Here is a 20,669-nt window from a genome sequence, read left to right as displayed (position 1 = left end):
GACTCATTGCTGAGTCTTTTTGATTTATAATACCTTCAGTTCAAGATCGATACTTTTCCCGAAGAATTTTTTTGAGATTTTTTCGAAGTTTTTGGTGATATCTGAAAGATAAAACTTGTAAGCCGGTGAAGGATTACTTTCGTTGAGCAAATGATATTTATCTAAAATGATATTCAGATGATTGGCGACAATATTCGGAGAATCAATGACCCGAACGCGGTTGCCGTAATATTGTCTGATCTCATCGATAAGCAAAGGATAATGGGTACATCCGAGAATCAAAGTTTCAATATTCTTCAATTTGGCATTGCTCAGATAATTATAAATGATGGAATGGGTAATCGGATGGTTTTTAAACCCCTCTTCAATAGCAGGAACGAGTAATGGTGTAGCCAATTCGTCCACTTTGATAAATTTATTGTGCTTACGGATGCTTTTTTTGTACAGCCCGGAATTTACCGTCGCTTTTGTAGCGATGACCCCCACATTATTATGAATTTCATACGCCACTTTTTCTGCAACAGGATTGATAACATCGATGACAGGAACTTTACCCGCCACAGAATCCATTACGTCATTTAATGCGTTTGCGGTAGCTGTATTACAGGCAATTACAATGGCTTTGCAGTTTTGCTGCAGCAGAAAATTGGTAATTTTTGTTGAATACTCGATAATCGCTTCTTTCGATTTTTCACCGTAAGGAAGGTGCTTTGTATCTCCGAAATAAATGAGGTCTTCGTGCGGAAGAAGTCTTTTAATTTCTTTAGCCACCGTTAAACCTCCTACTCCGCTGTCAAAAATGCCGATCGGCTGTTTGGGCGAAAGATGCGAATAGTTTTGTTTTTTATGTTTCAACGAAATAAAATTTTATGCAAAAATAGTGAATAGTTGACGAATTAATTCAGATTGCTGATTGAAAAATCTTTCGGGAACCTTACTTTATAACTGACTCTGATTTTTTTCGTTTCCGAAGGTGAAATTTTTACATTCCAGGTTAAAAATCCTTTTTCCTTATCCAGTTCGGCATTATCTGTCTGTAACAATTCTACTTTAACCAATTCATCTTTAGTGAGAGGAAACTGATCTTTTATCTCGATGTCAATACTTTCTTTTTTATTATTTCGCACAACAATATCGTATGTAACAGTTTTTTCCTGATAGGATGAAAACATTTTCACACTTGATTTATCATCAATTACCTCTTTTCTTACACTGATTTTCTTATCGTCCCCCAAAGTGATACTGAGTTCGTCTGTGGTCTGATTAGGTTTAATGGTTGTTTCACCGATATACATATTTTCAAAAACGATGTTTGCCGGAGCAGAAATAAGATCATATTTATTAAAATCTTTTATTTTAGCAACCAAGAAAGCGTCTTTACTATATTTAGGAGCCACAAAATACTTATATGTTGCAGGAATTTTTGTCTGTTTCAAATTGATAAAATTTTCCTGATTGTTTGATAAGATATCGTATGGAATATCAACATCAAAACTGATATTGAACTGATTTTCAACGGATCTGAAACCGACGCCCGTAACTACAACTTCTTCAATATTTTTTTCCATTGCTATCGTGTCTGAAATCCTGCCTGAATTTATTCTTCCTTCCAACTGTGGTTTATAAGATTCTAAAAACCATGGCTGCATCACAGGTGCAGTACTGTTTCTACTTGAATTTCCGTTGATTAACGACAGCTTTACCCCTTTCCAGTCTAAACCTGTTTCCTGTCGCACTTTTGCTTTAAACATGACATCGAGCGGCTCAGAAATTTTATTTCCTCGCACCTCATAAAAAGGATCCCAGGAAGCATTCTCCGCAAGATAATTGATCTCTGCTTTTACACTCACAGCGCTACTGCTCATCACTTTTAAAATCAAAACACCGTCAGAAGAAGCCTCTTCCATTTCAGAATTTATTTTTAAGCTGCTTCTCAATCGGTTGAGCTTTTTTTGTAAATCCAGGTTTTTTTTATTAATCTGAGCTACGGCAGTGCTTATTTCTATCCTTTTATTCTTATAATATTCGGTAAGCTGCATCAGCTGTGCAACACTTGAAGTATTGCTTCCCACTAAAACGGTTTGGTTTTTATCCAAAAGCTCAAGTGTTTTGTTACTTGCCTCTAATTCTATATTTGATTTGTAAATCAGATTTTCTACTAAACTGATACTGTCTGTAACCTTTTTGATTCTGGGATTGGTGTTGTCCATATCATATTCGGAAGTATAACTGTCGGTATACTGAACGGATAAAATATTCACATTTTTATTATTAATGCTTACCTGCAAAGATTTTTCATAAATTTCATCCGAAATATTGGAAATAACAATCTCTGAATTTCCCGTCGGCAAAGAAAATACGGCAGAATTCTGCAGTTCGGCAGAGGTTCTATAGACATTTACAGCATTTACTTTTGCCTTTGAAAAAATGGGTTTTTGCGCGTAATACAAGCTGCTCATTAATAGAAAAAACAGGAATATATTATTTTTCATTTGATCTTAATTTAATTTTAAATATACATGATTTGAATTTTAAACAACAAATAAATCCGAAGCAATTCCGTCTGCCATAAACCAATGCTTTTCAGGGATTTTGAGATGATTGTTTTCGATAGTCAGAATTCCGTCATTTATTTTGGATTGTATTTGTCTGGACAATTTTTCGATCCTATGCTCCGGAAACTTGGTTTTCAAGATTTGCATATCTACACCCCAAATTGTTCTTAAACCAATCATGATCATTTCATTAAACTGGTCATTTTCTGACAGAATTTCTTCTTCTTTGGCTAAAATATGAGAATTTATTTTACTGATGTACTGTTGATTATTCGCAATATTCCAGCTTCTGGTATCCAAACCGTTATAAGAATGCGCCGAAGGACCAATTCCCAGATATTCCCGGTATTTCCAGTACGCAGAATTGTGTTTAGAATAAAATCCGGGTTTTGCAAAGTTGGATACTTCATAATGTTCAAAACCGTGGTCTTTTAAAAAGTCGATCATATAATAAAACTCTTTATTCTGATCTTCTTCTTTAGGACCGGCAATTTTCCCTTTTAAAATCCAGTCACTCAACATCGTTTTAGGTTCTACTGTAAGTGCATAAGAAGAGATATGAGGAATATCCAGAGCAATGGTTTTATGAAGGTTTTCTTTCCAAATTTCCAGATTGGAAGTGGGCGAACCATACATGAGATCGATACTTAAATTTTCAAAACCGAAATCCTGGGCTCTTTTGATGGATGCTTCTGCTTCCGAAGCATTATGAGCACGGTTCATTAATCGTAAATCTTCATCAAAAAAACTTTGTGTACCGATCGAAAGGCGGTTTACAGGAGAATCTGATAATGCTTTCAAAAAAATTTTATCCAGATCATCAGGATTGGCTTCTAAAGTGATTTCAATATCATTGCTGAAGCTGAAATATTTTAAAACCTCATCAATGATAGATTTGATCTCATCACCGGAAAGAATGGAAGGGGTACCACCACCAAAATAAAGAGACTGCAGGTTTTTATTCTGCAATTCATCTTTTCTGAGGAATATTTCTTTTTTCATTGCGGCCACCATTTGATCTTTATGCTGTAAAGAGGTGGAAAAATGAAAATTGCAGTAGCTGCATTTCTGTTTACAGAATGGGATGTGAATATAAATCATAAAAAAAGCCCTGAAAAATTCAGAGCTCAAATTTATTTAAATTAAATCATATTAGTATCTAAATCCTCTATGATTAATAAAGTTATCAAAATTATACCCTACTCCCAACATAAAGCTGTTACCACCATATTCCTGAATATCAGACATTCCCAGATTATAAGTAGCGCCGATCATGAATTTGTTGAACCTTACTTTTACGACAGGAGAAACGCTCAATTGCTGATTGTCAAATCTGTTCTGAACTGTTCTGTAGCTCACTCCGAAAGAGAATGCGTTGATATCGTTTGAGAATGTAGCCATTAAGTTCAAATCCATCATTCTGGTAGAGTTGGTATTTAAGTTTACCAATACAGAAGGGGTTATTGCGATATTATCTGCAAGATTCCAGTTGTATCCTAAATTTAAAAAGAATTTAATCGGAGACGGCTCATAATTGTTAACAATAGCTTCGTCGTTACTTAAAGCGATATCATTTACAGAAACTCCTCCAAATATATTGTTATACGTTGCCGCTAAACCGAAGTTGGCGTATGCAATAAAAATATTACTCTCATTTCCTTGCAATAAAGGATCGTAGCCATCTTCCGTATTAATTTTAGAATAGTCAAAATTCATATTATAAAAATTAACACTGGTACCAAAAGAAAACTGGTCCTTTCTTTCTCCATCACTGCTTAGAGGAATAAAGTAAGAAGCTCCCGCTGTAATACCACCTGCAGAAATAGGGCCGTTGCTGTCTCTGAATACCGAAATACCCGCTCCCACTCTATCAAAAATATTCGCGTTGATCCCTACAGACTGTACGTTTGGGGATTCGCTGAATTTTGAAAATTGTTGCTGGTAGTTTAGATTGAGCTGAACATAGTCCGTTTTACCATATTGCGCAGGGTTAAACAGGAATTCACCATCCAAAAGATATTGCTGATAGTATGGTAATGATTCTTGTGCTTTGTATGCATTAGACAAAAGAGCTAAACATACGATAGCATATAGTTTTCTCATAACAAATCTTGATTTCAATTCAACAAATATAAAAAAATTCTTAATATATTTTTAGTTTTCTAAATAATTTCTCCATTTTTTTACAGCATCCGCCATATCTTGAGGCATTGGGCTTTCAAAATACAATTCCTTTTTTGTAGTAGGATGTATAAAACCTAAAGTATGGGCATGAAGTGCATGTCTTGGTAAAACCTCAAAAACATTTTTTATAAAATGCTTATACTTAGGTAAGTTAACGCCTCTTAAGGCAATATTCCCTTCATATCTTTCATCATTAAACAAAGTATGGCCGATGTGTTTGAAATGCGCCCTGATCTGGTGCGTTCTGCCGGTTTCCAGCTTACATTCCACCCAAGTCATGTATTTGAATCTTTCGAGCACCTTATAGTGGGTTACTGCGTGTTTACCCTGGCTTCCGTCTTCATAGGTAAACATCTGCATCCTGTTTTTAGGATGACGTCCGATATGTCCGGTAATGGTTCCAGTATCTTCTTTTACGTTTCCCCATACAAAAGCCCAGTACATTCGCTTGGTTTTTCTTTCAAAAAACTGTTTGGCAAGAAAACTCAGGGCATATTCGTTTTTAGCGATGACGAGAAGTCCCGAAGTGTCTTTATCGATTCTGTGAACCAATCCTACCCTGTCAAGATCAGTCTTTACTCCATTTTTATTAAAATGAAAAGCCAGTGCATTAACCAAAGTTCCGTCCCAATTTCCAAAACCAGGATGCACCACCATTCCCGGATCTTTATCTACAACCACGAGATCATCGTCTTCATAGACAATATTTACCGGGATATCCTGCGGAACGATGACATTTTCTCTCGGTGGATGCGCAAGCAAGACTGAAATCTGGTCTCCCGGTTTTACGCGGTAGTTTTGCTTAACAGGATTTCCGTTAACTACTACATTTCCTGCTCTGCATGTCTGTGAAATTTTATTTCTGGATGAGTTCTGACGGAATATCAGCAAAAATTTATCGATCCTCAAAGGTTCCTGTTTTGGATCAACGGTGATATTGACATGCTCATACAATCCTTTATTTTCCTCATCAATATCAATATTGATGGGATCCGGGAATTCTTCGTCTAAAAAATCATCTTTATCTTCTGTCATTCTTTCATTTTTACATAAAAGGCTCCAACATGGTACGTTGAAGCCTGAATTTTTATTATAAAGCGGTAAATTAATTAAATAATAACCCTTTTGGCTTTCGGTTTTTCTGCAGGTGCAGTAGTTTTAGGACGATCTGCAGTTCCTGTTGCTGATGTTTTAGGCTTAACTTCTGTTTTACCTGCTGTACCTGTTTTTACACCTGTATTTGCTGCGGGTTTTTGAACTTCTGTCTTCGGAGCTTCTTTTTTTGCGGGCGGTGTTGTTACCGGCGGTGTTTCCTCAGGAGTATTTTCCTGAAAATTAGGAACTTCTTCGTATCGGATTGGCGGCAAAGTAGTATCAACCTTCATACGGTAAATAGAATTTAGCTGTTCTATCTTATTTCGCAATTCGGCGGGTGTCTTCTTACTTGCCCAGAGATCAATCTGCATTCCCTGATCGCGCGCATCTCCTGCTGCAGGGTCTTGATAATAGACAATATCAGAATCGTCACTTCCTCCATCTTCATGTTCTACCAATCCCGCTTCAAAAAGATTTCTGGCAATAACTGCTTTTGCATCTTTTACCGTTAATCCCACTACATTCGGAATTGTTATGTTTCTCATAGGCCCTGATCCGATCACTACATCAATAGTTGAAAATCTTGGCAATAAAGAACCCGGTTTTATGGTATTTCCTTTAAATAAAATTCTAAGAACCGCATCTTTCTGAATACTTGGTTCAAAAATAGTATCATTAACTTTAAGGCCCACCTGTTCCAGTCTCTGAAAAGCCAGCCCGGAGTATTTATTGATTACATCCGGCACGGCAACAGGAGCCCAGCTTTTAGGATTTACCATTAAACGTATGGCTCGCCCGTCTTTTACACGCGAACCTGGTGAAGGATACACTTTAAGAACCTGAAGCGGTCTGTATTTAGGGTTAAAAGTAGCGCTGTCAACTTCATAATCAAGACCTGTATCTTCTAATATCCGCACTGCATCATGTACAGATTTGTTGATTACATTGGGAACGGGGATTTCCTGCCCGTGATTTGTATGATATTCCAACCAGCGAAACGTGAGATATACTAAACCCACGAAAAGACCGATGGCAACTAACAAATTGACTAAAACTTTCCAATTGAAAAGTGATTTAAGCATACTGAAAATACTTTAATTATAACGGCAAATATAGCCAATAATTTTAGAACATACTTTTTATTTGGCAGAATTCGCTTTTGAATTCAAAATTTGTAAAATTCCGTACCTGCGTGATATAATTTCATTAAATTTGCCTTAATTGATATAATTGGATATGAGCAAAAAACACGTTGCCGTGGTTATGGGAGGCTATTCTGACGAATATGTGGTTTCATTAAAAAGCGGGCAGTTAATCTATGATTCTTTAGACCGGGATCTTTACAATGTTTATAAAGTAATCATCCTGAAAGACGAATGGTATTTTTTAACGGAAAATGATGAAAAAATTCCTGTGAATAAAAGTGATTTTTCAGTCGTATTAAATACTAACGAAAAACTGAATTTTGACGTATGTTTTAATATCATCCACGGAACTCCCGGTGAAAATGGCCTTCTTCAGGCCTATTGGGATGCAATCGGGCAAGTCTATACCGGGTGTGATTTTTACCAGAGTGCACTTACCTTTAATAAAAAAGACACCCTCGCCGTTCTATCCAAATACGGAATCCCTTCCGCAAAAAGTGTCTATTTAAGAAAAGGAGAACCTATTGATGCTGATAAAATCATTAATCAGCTTGAGCTTCCCGTTTTTGTAAAGCCAAATCAATCCGGCTCTTCCCTTGGTATTTCTAAGGTAAAGGAAAAATCTGAACTGATTGCCGCTACTGAAATTGCCTTTAAGGAAGATGATGAAATTTTAATCGAAAGCTTCCTCAACGGGATGGAAGTTTCCGTAGGTGTGATTGATTTTAAAGGCGAAACTATTGTCTTAGGCATTACAGAAATTGTTCCCCAAAATGAATTTTTTGATTACGAAGCCAAATATGAAGGCGCTTCAGAAGAGATCACCCCTGCAAGAATTGATAAAGAAACCACCAAAAGAGTGGAAGAAATTGCCAAAAGAGCCTATGATTCTTTAGGAATGAGCGGTTTTTCAAGAAGTGAATTTATTCTGGTGGATGGAATACCATATATGCTGGAAATGAACACCAATCCCGGATTTTCTCCGGCAAGTATTTTACCGCAACAGGCAAAGCATTATGGGATTTCTATTAAAGACCTTTGCGGAAACGAAGTTGAAAAAGCACTTAATAAAATTAGAAATTAGGAGTTAGAAATTAAGATAAAGCCGAATATTGAAAAGTTAAAATTGACCATTCGTTATTTAATTTATCATTTATAAGCCATAACTATAGTAAACATGAGAATTGCCGTTTTCCCGGGATCTTTTGATCCTATTACATTAGGACATTACGATATTATTGAAAGAGCTGCGGCACTTTTCGATAAACTGATTATTGCAATTGGCCAGAATTCACAGAAAAAATATATGTTTCCGCTGGAAAAAAGAATGGAATTTATTCAGAATTCCGTTGCGGATTTCCCCAATGTGGAAGTCGATTATTTTGAAGGCTTAACGGTAGATTTCTGTTTTGAGAAAAACGCGCAGTTTATCCTTCGCGGGCTGCGGAATCCTGCCGATTTCGAATTTGAAAAAGCAATTGCCCATACCAATCATACTTTGGCCCACAAAAAACTGGAAACGGTTTTTCTTTTGACCTCATCAGGAAAATCATTCATCAGCAGCAGTATTGTGCGTGAAATCATCAATCACGGCGGCGAATATGAATTGTTGGTTCCGGAAGCGGTAAGAGTTGAGCATAAGTAATGGGTAATAGGTAATTAGTAATCTTTAATGTTATGGATTTTAATCAGATTTTCAGAGACAGAACAAAATCTTTTTCGATTTCTATCATTAAATTATTATCACCATTATCTTATTCAGATGCTCTTTCAATTATAAGAAAACAAATCATCAGATCATCTACTTCTGTAGCAGCAAATTATAGAGCCGTCGCACGAGCAAGATCTGATAAAGAAAGATTTGCAAAAATCTGTATTGTAGTTGAAGAAATTGATGAAACTCAGCTTTGGCTTGAAGTTATTGAAGAACTTCAATATGTAAATTTGGATGAATTATCTCCTTTAAAACTTGAATGCGACGAATTGGTAAAAGTAATGACCACCTACAAATTTAAATTATCTCAAAATTTAAAATAGCTCCAAATTACTTATCACCAATTACACATTACCCATATCCAATGCACGAACAGCTCAATTTTGCAATAGAAATCCTTGGAACGATCTCATTCTCGATGTCGGGAAGTTTTGCTGCAATGCAGAAACGGCTTGATCCTTTCGGCGTGCTTATTATTGCATTTGTGACTTCAGTGGGTGGCGGAACCGTGAGAGATCTGCTGCTTGATATCCCCGTATTCTGGATGCATGATTTGCTGATGTGCGGATTGATTTTGGCAACAAGCGCTTTTTCAATGGTTTTTAAATCGGTGGAGAAAAATTTTAAAGTCACTTTATTTATTTTTGACAGCTTCGGATTGGGATTATTTACCATAATCGGCATTCAGAAAGGTTTAAATGCAGGAATCCATCCTTTGATCTGTATTGGCCTTGGAACGATTACCGGCTGTTTTGGAGGGATTATCAGAGATATTTTATTAAACAGGATCCCATTAATTTTCCGGAAAGAGATTTACGCAAGCGCCTGTATCGTCGGTGGTGCTATTTTTCTCTTACTTACTCATTACACCCATTTATCGTACACGCTTATACAGGTTTTTACGATTTTGCTGATTGTAGCCATCAGAACATTAGCTGTCAAATACCATTGGCAAATGCCAAAATTTTATGGATACGAAAGCAATTCTGAAATGTGAAATATTTCAGAATTTATTATTTTTTAACTAAAAATTCGTATATTTAGGCTTAATTAATTTAAAAGCTTATGAAAATATCTACTATTTTTTACGGATTTATGATTACCCTTTTAGGATTTACAAAAATCACTGCACAACAGGAGGTGGTCATCGGAACAGGAACATCTTCATGGTACTATTCTCCGATCACAAGATTGTTTGAAAACGGAGCGAGCGAAACAATTTATGACAGCTCAGAAATAGGAACCACCGGTACTATAAATTCTGTAGGCTGGAACATTGTAAGCAGCGCCTATGCTACACCTACCGGTAACGTGTCCATTTACATGAAAATGACCACTCAGACAGACATTACGACGACTACATCTGTAACAGGTTATACATTGGTATATTCCGGAAGTGTTGCCAATAATGTTCTGGGATGGCAGAATATCGCTTTAACAACCCCTTTTCAGTATACTGATTCTTCAAAAAACCTGATGGTTTTAGTAGTACATGCCTCTGGAAATTATACTTTATCGCCTCCTAATTACGCGTACTCCACTGTTGCCAATAAATCTTCTTATTACTACAGCATTTCAAATGCATGGAATGATACGAGAACGATGACTACGACAAGCAACAGAACCAATATCAAGCTGTATTTTCAGAACCTGAGCACGGTAGAAATTGAAGGAAACCATTCATTAAAGTATTATCCTAATCCTGTGAAAAACTTATTAACGGTTTCCGGAAATCAGGCTTTTGTTTTATTGGAGATTTACAATATGATGGGACAGCGAATTGCAGAAAAGAAAACAAATGATAAGGAAGCGAAACTTGACACCTCAAGTTTTAAGTCCGGAAATTATATTTTAAAAATCACGCATAAAGACGGTTCCACGAAAACAGCAAAAATTATAAAAGAATAATAATACTTTACTAAATAAAAAAGGCAGAAATAATTTCTGCCTTTTTTATTTTAAAATTTTCCTCTCTGTCTCATATTGGGATTATGCATATGTTTCTGCATTGTCGGCATTTTCAGCTGATCTTTCATCATTTTGATCTGATCAGTCATCATTCCTGCAGTATCCAGCCTTTTTGCTTCTTCTAGAAGTCTTTGCCCTTCCTGCCTTCTTCCTTTAGAAATAGCTCCGGCTGCGAGATTGAGTGTAGCTATTGCTCGGTCATGCTTCATATTCAGACCGTATTCCAAGGCTTTCTTCATCAGCGGTTCTACTTTTGTAGGATGTTCCTGAGCTAAAGTCAACCCCTGAAGGTAGTGATAATATCCATACTGGTTTTTATGAAGCTGAGATTGAAAATCAGTTATGTTATTCAAAAACTTAGAAGCTTTAACCATATCCTGCTTTCTCAGCTGCCAAAATGCCAAAAGAATATTTTCATTTTTAAAGAAAAGGAAGATTGGAAGCGCTGCCAAAAGAAAAACAACAATTCCCCAACCCAGGTTTCTTGTGAAAATCATCAGATAAAGGCCCGCAATGATCAGAAGCGCCGCGACTGCAATTTTTATATATTTATTCATGATTAAAATTTAGAAGTGCAAAGATAAATAATTTAGGCAAGAAGCCGGAAGTTACTGCCAATAATTCTTACAGCGAATTGTCCTTAATCTTCTCAAAAGTCTGAAAATAAAAATCATACGGATTGTTATCATCTTTTTCATGAAAAACCTCACTGGTTTTTTTCCAGAAGTTTTCATGTATTTTAGGAAAAAAAGTATCCGCTTCCAAATTGGCTTTTACTAAAGTAACTTCAAGTTTGTCAGCAATTTCCATCGTCTGTTCATAAATATTTCCGCCACCGATGATGAAAATATCTTCATCTATTTTTTTGGCAAATTTCACGGCTTCTTTAATACTGCCTACAATCAGAATACCTTCCTGAAACCAGTTTTTCTTTCTCGAAACCACAATATTTGTACGGTTAGGAAGTGCCTTACCAATACTTTCGTATGTTTTTCTTCCCATAATAATAGGATGTCCCGAAGTAAGTTCTTTAAAATGTTTTAAATCCTTCGGAAGATGCCAAAGCAATTGGTTTTCAGAACCAATCTCATTATTCTCCCCCATTGCAACCACTATTGTCGTCATTGATTATAATTTTCTGCAAAATTAGCACATAATTTGTATATTTGAGTAGCACAAAAATTAAAACCTTAGATTCGCAATGATTCAAAATAAGAATAATTCAAAAGCGATTCTAAATAACTATTAAAATAAATAAAAATTCACATATGAAAAACAAAGGTTGTTTGAGCGCCGGAACGATTGGTATTGCGCTTCTTATTATTGTAGCAGTATTATTCTTCTGGGGGAAAAGCGGATACAATAACTTCGTAACCAAAGAACAAACGGTCAATACAAAATGGTCTAACGTAGAAACGGTATATCAGAAAAGAGCCAACCTGATTCCCAATCTGGAAAGAACGGTAAAATCCTATTCAAAATTTGAGCAGGAAACTTTAACAAAAGTTGTTGAGGCCCGTTCTAAAGCAACTTCAATCAATATTGATCCTACCAATATGACCGAGCAGGATCTAGCTAAATTTCAGGCTGCACAGGGAGAATTATCCGGAGCTTTAAGCCGATTGATGGCCGTGGTAGAATCTTATCCCAATTTAAAAGCAGATCAGCAGTATATTAACTTCCAAAGAGAATATACGGCGATCGAAAACAGCATCAGAGCCGAAACGGTATATTACAACAATGCTGCTCAGGATTACAATACATCCATAAAAACGTTCCCGAATAATATCTTGGCCAACTTTACCAACTTTAAAGAAAAACCATACTTCAAGGCTGCTGCGGGAGCAGAAAAAGCGCCGGAAGTTTTCACAGAATAATGAGCGCTTTTCTTACAAATGAACAGATAGCTTCCCTTGTGGAAGCTATTCAGTCTGCGGAAGATCATTCTACAGGAGAAATCCGGGTGCACATCGATTCTTCCACAGAAGACCATAATGCAGAAACCGCTTTTAAAGTTTTCAAAAAGCTCTCCATGGATCAAACGGCAGAAAGAAATGCCGTGCTCTTTCATGTAAATTTTGAGCAAAAATACCTTACGATTATAGGAGATAAAGGAATTCACGAAAAGGTACAGCAAGCGTATTGGGATCATCTTCACGACTATATCACTTCAGAATTTGCAAAAGGAAATTATTATAAAGCCTTAAAAAGCGCCATACTGGAAACTGGCCTTGAACTGAAAAAACATTTTCCCATAACAGGAAAAAACCACAACGAGCTTCCCAATGAGATTACCTTCTCTTAAAATATTGTTTTCCTTTCTGCTCTTCTGCTTTTACGGTTTCGTATCAGCACAATACAGCATTCCTGAAAAGCCTGCCGTTTTATATCCTGTTTACGATGAGGCCAATCTGCTTACCCAACAGGAAAAAGACGCCCTGAATCAGAAGCTGATTAAATTTTCAGATTCAAACTCAACGGAGATTGAAGTCATCATCATCCCGACCACAAAAGGGGAAGATGTAAATTATCTTGCCACCATGTTTGGTGAAAAATGGGGAATCGGACAAAAAGACGTCGATAACGGAGTGGTTTTCTTAATTGCAAAAGATGACAGAAAAATGTCTATCCAACAAGGAAGAGCGGTTGAACAATATATCACCGCATCTGTTGCCGGACAAATAATAGATTATATTGTTACCCCCAATTTTAAACAGGGAAAATGGTTTGAAGGCATCAATGGCGGAACTTCCGCAATTATGGAAGCCGTGCAGGGAAAATTCAAGCCTTTGGCAAAACAGGAAAAATCCGGCAATTCAGGAGTAACCCGATTACTTATTATCGCTTTTGTTATTTTTATTATTCTTGCCGTTTTGTTTGGAAATAAAGGCGGTGGCGGAAATAATGACGACGATGATGTCATCTTGACAAGAAGAGGGCGCAGAAATTATCCCGGTGGATTTTTCCCTTTTCCGGGGAGCTTCGGAGGTGGCGGCTTTGGCGGAGGAAGTTCCGGAGGCGGCGGAGGTTTTGGCGGCTTTGGCGGTGGAGGAAGTTTTGGCGGCGGCGGTGCTTCCGGTGGTTGGTAATAAAGCCGAAATTGATTATCTCTATTATTATCAATATTGATTTAATTAAGCTTTAAATCTACTTGCACTCATGATTTTTCAGTTAAAATTTAGTAAATTTACTAAAAACAGGTTTTATGAAGAAGACACTGGTCGTTTTTGCACATCCATATCTCGAGCATTCAACCTCGAATGTAGAACTTATGAATTTCTACGTTCGTCATCAGCATTATACTTTAAGAGACCTGTATGAAGATTACCCGGATTTTCATATTGCCGCTTTCCGCGAAAGAAAACGCCTGAAAAATTACGACCGTTTTATCTTTCAGTTTCCTATTATTTGGTTTGGCATTCCGCCATTACTCAAATTATGGATCGATGAGGTTTTTGACAGAAGCTGGCTCAACGAAGGTGAAAACAATCCTCTGGAAGGTAAAGAAGTATATATTGTTGTAACAACAGGCGGCAAAGAAAGATCATTCTCCAAAACCGGCACTTATAAATACACCATTGATGAGCTGATCAGCGGTCTGACTGTTTCTCTCAATGTTTTTAAAGCGAATATTAAAGACCTGTTTGTTGTATACGAAGCCAATAAGCTTTCAAAAAAAGAAATCATTTTGCGTAAACAGAAGTTTGTAGAACTGCTCAATCAATAATATGGAATCTACTTTAGCTATGAATACCTTGCTTTTTCTGGGTGTTGCCATTATTATGGTTCCGCTGGCAAGAAAACTGGGCTTAAGTTCGGTGATCGGTTATATTCTCGGCGGGATTATTATCGGGCCTTATGTTTTAAAACTGACCGGAAATGATGTAGATGATATCATGCACGCCAGTGAATTTGGGGTAATCATGCTTTTATTTCTCGTAGGGCTGGAATTGGAACCTAGAAAATTCTGGGAAATGCGGAAGAAAATTCTCGGTCTTGGATTGACGCAGATGCTGCTCACGATTACCCTGCTCTTTTTGATTTTTATTACATTTGGATGGAAAACCGATAAAGCCATATCCATCGCGATTTGTTTTGCATTATCGTCTACTGCCATCGTATTGCAGACTTTACAGGAAAAAAACAGTCTGAAATCTGTTGCCGGTGAAGCCTCATTTTCTACGCTTTTGTTCCAGGATATTGCTGTGATTCCTATTTTGGCAATTTTACCGCTTATTGCTAACTATAAATCCAGAAATAATGATAATGAAGTTCAGATCTTAATTCAGACGCTTCCGGAATGGCTTCAGGCAGTCACTGTAATTATGGGTGTTGTGAGTTTAATATTACTGGGAAGGTACGTTTTTGTGCCTTTTCTACGGTACGTTTCAAAATCCGGAATGACCGAATTATTAACCGCTTCTTCCCTTTTTCTGGTAATCGGAGTTTCAGAGTTAATGGTTTCCATTGGTTTATCTCCTGCTTTAGGGGCTTTTTTAGCGGGTGTGATGCTGGCAAACAGTGAGTTCAGGCATGAACTGGAAGCACAGATCAATCCTTTTAAAGGTCTTTTACTGGCTGTATTTTTCGTAAGTGTAGGTTCTACGATCAATTTTAATATCATTCAGAGAGATCCCGTATTTATTTTCAGTACTGTTTTTGCTGTTTTAGCGGTGAAATTTGCCGTATTATTTTCCATAGGAAAATTCTTTAAAATTGATACTCCGCAAAGTTTATTTTATGCCTTTGCACTCTCTCAGGTTGGAGAATTTGCGTTTGTTTTAATAAATTATGCATCTGATCTTTATCTTTTAAATGCCGAACTGAATGCACAGATGATGGCGGTGACGGCAATTACCATGTGCATAACCCCTTTTCTTTTGATTATTAATGATCATTGGATCATGCCTAAAATGATTACAGAAATTCCGGATTCGGATCAGGCCTTCAATATTCTTGACGGCAATATCAGCCAGAAAAAAATCATTATCGTAGGATTCGGACATTTCGGGAGTACCGTCGGACGATTGCTTAAAGCTAACAAAATTGCAGCAACGGTTCTGGACAGAGATCCGGACAGGATCAAACTCCTGAGAAGCTACGGCTTTAAAGTATACTACGGAGATGCGACAAGACTGCCCGTTTTGAGAGCTGCAGGAATTGAGGAGGCAAAAATCCTGGTGCTCTGTCTTGATGATCCTGATGATAATAAATTTGTCGCAGATGTCGTTCGGGAGCATTACCCCGAAGTAAGAATCTTTGTAAGAGCCAAAAACAGGATTGATGCGTATTCTTATCTGAATAACGGAATTGATCATATCTACCGTGAAACATTAGGAGCTGCTGTAGATATGGCCGTTGATGTGCTTCACGAAACAGGCATGAGAAAATATGCGGCAACACGCCTCGGAAAAAGGTTTATGGCCATTGATAAAGCATCTATCAGGAAGTTGGCTAAAGCCAATGATGAGGATGATGAGATCCGTCTTTTTACCACAAGAGAGATCCTCCAGCGTGAGGAGGAATTATTGGCTTATGACAACCTTAATTTTGACAACAACAGCAAAAACTGGGAAGGTTCCTCAACAGCCACCGAAGATGATGATGAGGAAACTTCCGGTTAAATTATTAATTGATTGTTACACTTCCGCCACTGTTTTCTTCTTTTTTAACCGCTGTAACATTTCCTTTTTTATACACATTCACGCTTCCTCCCGATGAAGCTTCCGCGTCTACCGTTGAGGTTGCACTTACTTCCAGGCTTGCTCCGCTCGATGCATCTGCTTTCAGATTTTTAACCATCATACTTTTTGCGTTGATACTGCTTCCTGATGAAGAACTGATGTCTGCATTTTCAGATTTTCCCGAAATACTGATACTTGCCGCAGATGAAGCATCCACATTAAGGTCTACAGCCCAGATTTTACCCTCAAAACTACTGCTGCTGTCTACAGAAATTTCAAAATCATTTGCCTCAAGATTTCCTACAATACTTGCCGCGCTTGACGCTTCAATATCCGTTTTTTCTTGCGTAAACTGGTCTTTTACTGTAATACTTGCAGAAGAATTCGCGATTAGCTTTACAAAATCTTTCGTATAAATTTTTGCCGAAACCTTATTGGTATTCATGACTCTGATGCCTGTCTTGTAATGAATATGTATTTTTTCTCCGGAACGGTCTACCAAAACTTCGTCAATAATATTGGCTGGAGCATAGATCACCACTTTTTCCGTTTCAGATTTAATGATTTCTGCTTCTATAGACTGGGAAACTTCGATTTCGTCAAAGTCTCCGCCGACTTCCTTTTGTTTTAAAGGGCCGTGATCCTGATTGGTGACATCAGAAAGCCATTTTGTTTTTTCGTTTTTTTCATTACAGGCAGAAAAAACCATCAATCCTGATAAAAGTAAAATTGCAGTAGATTTCATGGGTATTGTTTTAAATATTCGTTTATTAATTTATAACAACGAATGTATAAAAAATATTACATCATTTCGGATAATGCATCCAATCGAACTAAGTTGACCTGTATTGAAACTCATTTCGTTTTTATATGCACTTGAGAAGGCACCATGATTTTCAATTACTTTTTAATATCTTTATATTTTAATAATAACTATATGAAAAATATTTCATCCGTATTGCTAATTTCTGCTTTAGCATTTAATTACTCTTGTACCACCATGAAAACAAATGATATCAAACAGGAGATTCCTGTGCCAGATTCTTCTTTATCCTCAAATCCTTTGATGAAAAAAAGCAAGCTTCAGTACGAAGCCCCTGAATTTGACAAAATCAAAAATGAACATTTTAAACCGGCTTTCGACTTTGGATTAAAACAGCACGATGCTGAAATTTTACAAATCGCAAACAATACCCAAACTCCTACTTTTGAAAACACCATTGTTGCATTGGAAAAAAGCGGTGAAATTCTAAAAAGAGCGTTAACCATATTTTCAAATTTAACCGGCGCAAATACAAACCCTACATTACAGGCTTTGGATGAAGAATATGCACCTGTTTTTGCCGCTCATTCTGATAAAATGTATTTAAATGAAAATCTTTATAACAGAATAAAAGCGATCACAGAAAACGGATTGGATACTGAAAGCAAAAGATTATTACAGTTTTACAAACAGAATTTCGAAATTGCGGGCGCCAATCTATCCGTTTCAGATAAAGAGAAATTAAAGCAGGTAAATCAGGAATTGGCTTCCCTTTCTACCCAATATTCAAATAAATTACTGGAAGCCAGAAAACAGGGTGGTGTTTTCTTTTCTGATGCTAAAGAGCTGGATGGACTTTCGCCGGATGAGATCGAAGCGGCCGCGGCTGATGCCAAAACAGCAGGACAACCCGGAAAATATCTTCTAGCTTTACAGAACACAACGCAACAACCTCTTTTACAGAATTTAAAAAACAGAGCTACCAGAGAAAAGCTGTTTAAAGCGTCATGGTCGAGAGCTGAAAAAGGAGATGCAAACGATACAAGGGAAACCATAGAGAAACTGGCAAAATTAAGACTGAGAAAAGCTCAGATTTTAGGAAAGAAAAGTTTTGCAGAATGGAAACTGCAGGATCAGATGGCAAAAACTCCTGAAGCAGCGGTTCACCTGATGAATCAGATTGCAACTCCTGCCGTAGAAACCTCAAAACGTGAAGCAAAAGACATTCAGGACCTGATTGATCAGCAAAAAGGAGGCTTCAAAGTAGAACCATGGGACTGGAATTTCTACGCCGAACAGGTAAGAAAAGCAAAATTTGACCTTGATGAAAACCAGATCAAACCTTATTTTGAAATCACAACGGTTTTGGAAAAAGGAGTTTTCTTCGCTGCTGAAAAATTCTACGGGCTTACTTTTAAAAAAAGAACAGATCTTCCGGTATATCATCCGGATGTCGTTACATATGAAGTTTTCGATCGGGACGGAAAATCCATCGCGATTTATTATTTAGATTTTTATACAAGAGATTCTAAAAACGGCGGAGCCTGGATGAGTAATTTTGTGGAGCAGTCTTACCTTTTAGGAACAAAACCTGTGATTGTAAATTGCTATAATTACCAAAAACCCGCTCCTGGAAAACCTTCATTAATCAGCTATGATGATGTTTCAACAATCTTCCACGAATTTGGCCACTCTATTCACGGGATGTTTGCAAGCCAGAAATATCCTTCTCTTTCAGGAACCAATGTGCCGAGAGATTTTGTAGAATTCCCTTCTCAGATTAATGAACACTGGGCTTTAGATCCCGTTGTTCTTAAAAATTATGCGCTTCATTACGAAACAAAACAGCCTATTCCGCAAGCTTTGGTTGATAAGATTAAAAAAGCAGCCACTTTCAATCAGGGTTATATGACGACCGAATTGGTTTCTGCAGCAGCTCTGGATATGGATTGGCATTCTGTAACCAACGAAAGTCAGCTTATTCCGGTTTTAGATTTTGAAAAGCAATCGCTGACCAACCACGGATTTACATTGGCCACAGTTCCGCCAAGATATCACACCCCTTATTTTGCTCATATTTGGGGAGGAGGTTATTCAGCGGGATATTATGCGTATTTATGGTCTGAAACTTTGGACAACGACGCTTGGGAATGGATTTCAAAGAATGGCGGCTTGACCAGAGAAAATGGCGACCGTTTCAGAAAATACATTCTTTCCGTTGGAAACTCTGTTGATTTGAACCAAGCATTTAGAGATTTTACAGGACACGATCCGGATATTAAACCTTTATTGAGAAACAGAGGTTTTATTAAATAAATGTACAAGCATTCATTAATTTGGATGCTTTTTTTTGTTTAAACCGAATTAAACAAATGCTGTTGCAAACTGCATATGAATGTTAATGTGTTTACATTTCGGCTAAAGCCAATTTGGAATTATCATATTATTCAAACGGGCTAAAGCCCGTTCCTATTGATATGAAATGAGTGTTATTTTTTGAAAGAATATTCGTGTACATTTGTATTTTAAATTTAAAAATAGAAATGAATTGCCCCTGCTGCTCCGGAAAATCCTACGAAGAATGCTGCAAACCGTATCACGCGGGAGAAAAGTATGCTCCAACTGCAGAAGCTTTGATGCGCTCGAGGTTTTCTGCGTTTGCAATTCCGAATGGAGAATATTTAATGGAAACCACTCTTCCCGAAAAAAGAAAATTCCATAATAAAGAAGATCTTCAGGAATGGGGCGAAATCAATCAATGGACAAAACTGGAAATTATAAAAACTCCTGCTTTGAATCAGGTAGAATTTAAGGCTTATTATAATGATGAAGACGGAAAACCGCAGATTCATCATGAGTTTTCAACTTTTAAGAAAGTTGATGAACGCTGGTATTACGTTTCGGGAAAATTTTTAGAATAATTTAATCAAAAAAAATGTCCGATAAAATCGGACATTTATATTATATTTAGATGTTATTAGTGAGCTTCGTCTCCGTCAACACCGTGAGCATGGCCATGAGCCAACTCTTCTTCTGTCGCAGGACGCGTATTTAAAATTTCGACCTGGAAATCCAAAACTTTACCCGCCATTGGATGGTTAAGGTCTGCAATGACCACTTCCGGGGTAACTTCTACCACAAATGCCTGAAAATTATTTCCCTGATCATCAGATAAGGGTAAAATAGCTCCTACAGGCGGAATTCCGGCGTCGCCAAACATCTCGATAGGCAATTGTGCAATAGCATCTTCCTGCTTTTCACCGTATGCTTCTTCCGGCTGAATGACAAAAGCAGCTTTATCACCCGCTTTTAAACCGAAGATATTCTGTTCAAATTTTGGAATCATCATTCCAACTCCATATAAAAATGTAAGTGGATTTTCTGCAGTCGTTTCTTCAACAAGAACTTTACTTCCATCCCCTTCAATAGTGTGAAGTATGTAGCTCACCGCTACTACGTGATTGTGATCAATTGTCATAATTTTACTTTTTTTCGTGAGATTTTTCACGATTAACGGCGCAAATATACTGCTTTTGAAATCATTGAATGCTGAAATACCTG

General features: G+C 37.1%; 22 protein-coding genes. 12 read left to right on the top strand and 10 right to left on the bottom strand.

The window, feature by feature from the left end:
- Window positions 1-24: 24 nt before the first annotated feature.
- From murI to N0B16_RS00195, 6 genes are all read right to left on the bottom strand, one after another.
- On the bottom strand, window positions 25-855 hold the full coding sequence (gene murI / locus N0B16_RS00220; RefSeq protein WP_262988713.1) for a glutamate racemase: 831 nt from the start codon (window positions 853-855) through the stop codon (window positions 25-27).
- Between the two features lie 41 nt (window positions 856-896).
- Window positions 897-2,492 carry a DUF4139 domain-containing protein gene (locus N0B16_RS00215; protein WP_262988712.1) on the bottom strand — a complete coding sequence of 532 codons (1,596 nt, stop codon included), beginning with the start codon at window positions 2,490-2,492 and terminating at the stop codon, window positions 897-899.
- A gap of 39 nt (window positions 2,493-2,531) precedes the next feature.
- Window positions 2,532-3,656, bottom strand: coding sequence for a radical SAM family heme chaperone HemW (gene hemW, locus N0B16_RS00210; RefSeq protein WP_262989944.1), 1,125 nt, complete (start codon window positions 3,654-3,656; stop codon window positions 2,532-2,534).
- A 51-nt stretch (window positions 3,657-3,707) separates the two neighbouring features.
- Entirely contained in the window at window positions 3,708-4,658 is a 951-nt protein-coding gene (locus N0B16_RS00205; RefSeq protein WP_262988711.1) for a PorP/SprF family type IX secretion system membrane protein, read from the bottom strand.
- Between the two features lie 51 nt (window positions 4,659-4,709).
- A complete protein-coding gene (locus N0B16_RS00200; RefSeq protein ID WP_262988710.1) occupies window positions 4,710-5,774 on the bottom strand; it encodes an RluA family pseudouridine synthase in 1,065 nt (354 codons plus the stop codon).
- A gap of 74 nt (window positions 5,775-5,848) precedes the next feature.
- Window positions 5,849-6,916: a PASTA domain-containing protein gene (locus N0B16_RS00195; RefSeq protein WP_262988709.1), complete on the bottom strand. Its 1,068-nt coding sequence runs from the start codon at window positions 6,914-6,916 to the stop codon at window positions 5,849-5,851.
- Window positions 6,917-7,070: 154 nt separating this feature from the next.
- Here N0B16_RS00195 and N0B16_RS00190 point away from each other — a divergent pair, with 154 nt between their 5' ends.
- From N0B16_RS00190 to N0B16_RS00170, 5 genes are all read left to right on the top strand, one after another.
- Window positions 7,071-8,063: a D-alanine--D-alanine ligase gene (locus tag N0B16_RS00190; protein ID WP_262988708.1), complete on the top strand. Its 993-nt coding sequence runs from the start codon at window positions 7,071-7,073 to the stop codon at window positions 8,061-8,063.
- A 93-nt stretch (window positions 8,064-8,156) separates the two neighbouring features.
- Window positions 8,157-8,624, top strand: a complete 468-nt coding sequence (gene coaD, locus N0B16_RS00185) for a pantetheine-phosphate adenylyltransferase (RefSeq protein ID WP_262988707.1) — start codon at window positions 8,157-8,159, stop codon at window positions 8,622-8,624.
- Window positions 8,625-8,656: 32 nt separating this feature from the next.
- Window positions 8,657-9,016, top strand: a complete 360-nt coding sequence (locus N0B16_RS00180) for a four helix bundle protein (protein WP_262988706.1) — start codon at window positions 8,657-8,659, stop codon at window positions 9,014-9,016.
- 41 nt (window positions 9,017-9,057) lie between these two features.
- Window positions 9,058-9,690, top strand: a complete 633-nt coding sequence (locus N0B16_RS00175; protein ID WP_262988705.1) for a trimeric intracellular cation channel family protein — start codon at window positions 9,058-9,060, stop codon at window positions 9,688-9,690.
- A gap of 68 nt (window positions 9,691-9,758) precedes the next feature.
- Window positions 9,759-10,601, top strand: a complete 843-nt coding sequence (locus N0B16_RS00170) for a T9SS type A sorting domain-containing protein (RefSeq protein WP_262988704.1) — start codon at window positions 9,759-9,761, stop codon at window positions 10,599-10,601.
- Between the two features lie 50 nt (window positions 10,602-10,651).
- Here N0B16_RS00170 and N0B16_RS00165 read toward each other — a convergent pair whose 3' ends face one another.
- On the bottom strand, window positions 10,652-11,218 hold the full coding sequence (locus N0B16_RS00165) for a DUF2892 domain-containing protein (RefSeq protein ID WP_262988703.1): 567 nt from the start codon (window positions 11,216-11,218) through the stop codon (window positions 10,652-10,654).
- 67 nt (window positions 11,219-11,285) lie between these two features.
- A complete protein-coding gene (locus N0B16_RS00160; RefSeq protein ID WP_262988702.1) occupies window positions 11,286-11,786 on the bottom strand; it encodes a dihydrofolate reductase in 501 nt (166 codons plus the stop codon).
- Window positions 11,787-11,929: 143 nt separating this feature from the next.
- On the opposite strand from N0B16_RS00160, the gene N0B16_RS00155 reads away from it, so the two are divergent.
- The 5 genes from N0B16_RS00155 (at window position 11,930) to N0B16_RS00135 (ending at window position 16,285) form a co-directional block, all read left to right on the top strand.
- Window positions 11,930-12,538, top strand: a complete 609-nt coding sequence (locus N0B16_RS00155) for a LemA family protein (protein WP_262988701.1) — start codon at window positions 11,930-11,932, stop codon at window positions 12,536-12,538.
- The gene (locus tag N0B16_RS00150; RefSeq protein ID WP_303647410.1) at window positions 12,538-12,966 is read left to right on the top strand and encodes a TPM domain-containing protein; all 429 of its coding nucleotides are present in this window, start codon (window positions 12,538-12,540) and stop codon (window positions 12,964-12,966) included. Before N0B16_RS00155 ends, N0B16_RS00150 begins: the two co-directional genes overlap by 1 nt.
- A complete protein-coding gene (locus tag N0B16_RS00145) occupies window positions 12,947-13,750 on the top strand; it encodes a TPM domain-containing protein (protein ID WP_262988700.1) in 804 nt (267 codons plus the stop codon). Before N0B16_RS00150 ends, N0B16_RS00145 begins: the two co-directional genes overlap by 20 nt.
- A 116-nt stretch (window positions 13,751-13,866) precedes the next feature.
- Window positions 13,867-14,388, top strand: a complete 522-nt coding sequence (locus N0B16_RS00140; protein WP_262988699.1) for an NAD(P)H-dependent oxidoreductase — start codon at window positions 13,867-13,869, stop codon at window positions 14,386-14,388.
- A 1-nt stretch (window position 14,389) separates the two neighbouring features.
- Window positions 14,390-16,285, top strand: a complete 1,896-nt coding sequence (locus tag N0B16_RS00135; RefSeq protein WP_262988698.1) for a monovalent cation:proton antiporter-2 (CPA2) family protein — start codon at window positions 14,390-14,392, stop codon at window positions 16,283-16,285.
- Between the two features lie 4 nt (window positions 16,286-16,289).
- Here N0B16_RS00135 and N0B16_RS00130 read toward each other — a convergent pair whose 3' ends face one another.
- Entirely contained in the window at window positions 16,290-17,090 is an 801-nt protein-coding gene (locus tag N0B16_RS00130) for a GIN domain-containing protein (protein WP_262988697.1), read from the bottom strand.
- Window positions 17,091-17,282: 192 nt separating this feature from the next.
- Between N0B16_RS00130 and N0B16_RS00125 the strand changes: the two genes are divergently transcribed.
- A complete protein-coding gene (locus tag N0B16_RS00125; protein WP_262988696.1) occupies window positions 17,283-19,424 on the top strand; it encodes a M3 family metallopeptidase in 2,142 nt (713 codons plus the stop codon).
- A 227-nt stretch (window positions 19,425-19,651) separates the two neighbouring features.
- Window positions 19,652-20,029, top strand: coding sequence for a YchJ family protein (locus N0B16_RS00120; RefSeq protein ID WP_262988695.1), 378 nt, complete (start codon window positions 19,652-19,654; stop codon window positions 20,027-20,029).
- Window positions 20,030-20,085: 56 nt separating this feature from the next.
- On the opposite strand, the gene N0B16_RS00115 is transcribed toward N0B16_RS00120, so the two are convergent.
- Entirely contained in the window at window positions 20,086-20,586 is a 501-nt protein-coding gene (locus tag N0B16_RS00115) for an FKBP-type peptidyl-prolyl cis-trans isomerase (RefSeq protein ID WP_262988694.1), read from the bottom strand.
- Window positions 20,587-20,669 lie beyond the last annotated feature (83 nt).

This window comes from Chryseobacterium gilvum (genome assembly GCF_025628965.1).
Lineage (GTDB): Bacteria > Bacteroidota > Bacteroidia > Flavobacteriales > Weeksellaceae > Chryseobacterium > Chryseobacterium gilvum.
The sequence above is the reverse complement of the archived record's forward strand: the minus strand, read 5'-3'. Positions and strand labels throughout refer to the sequence as shown.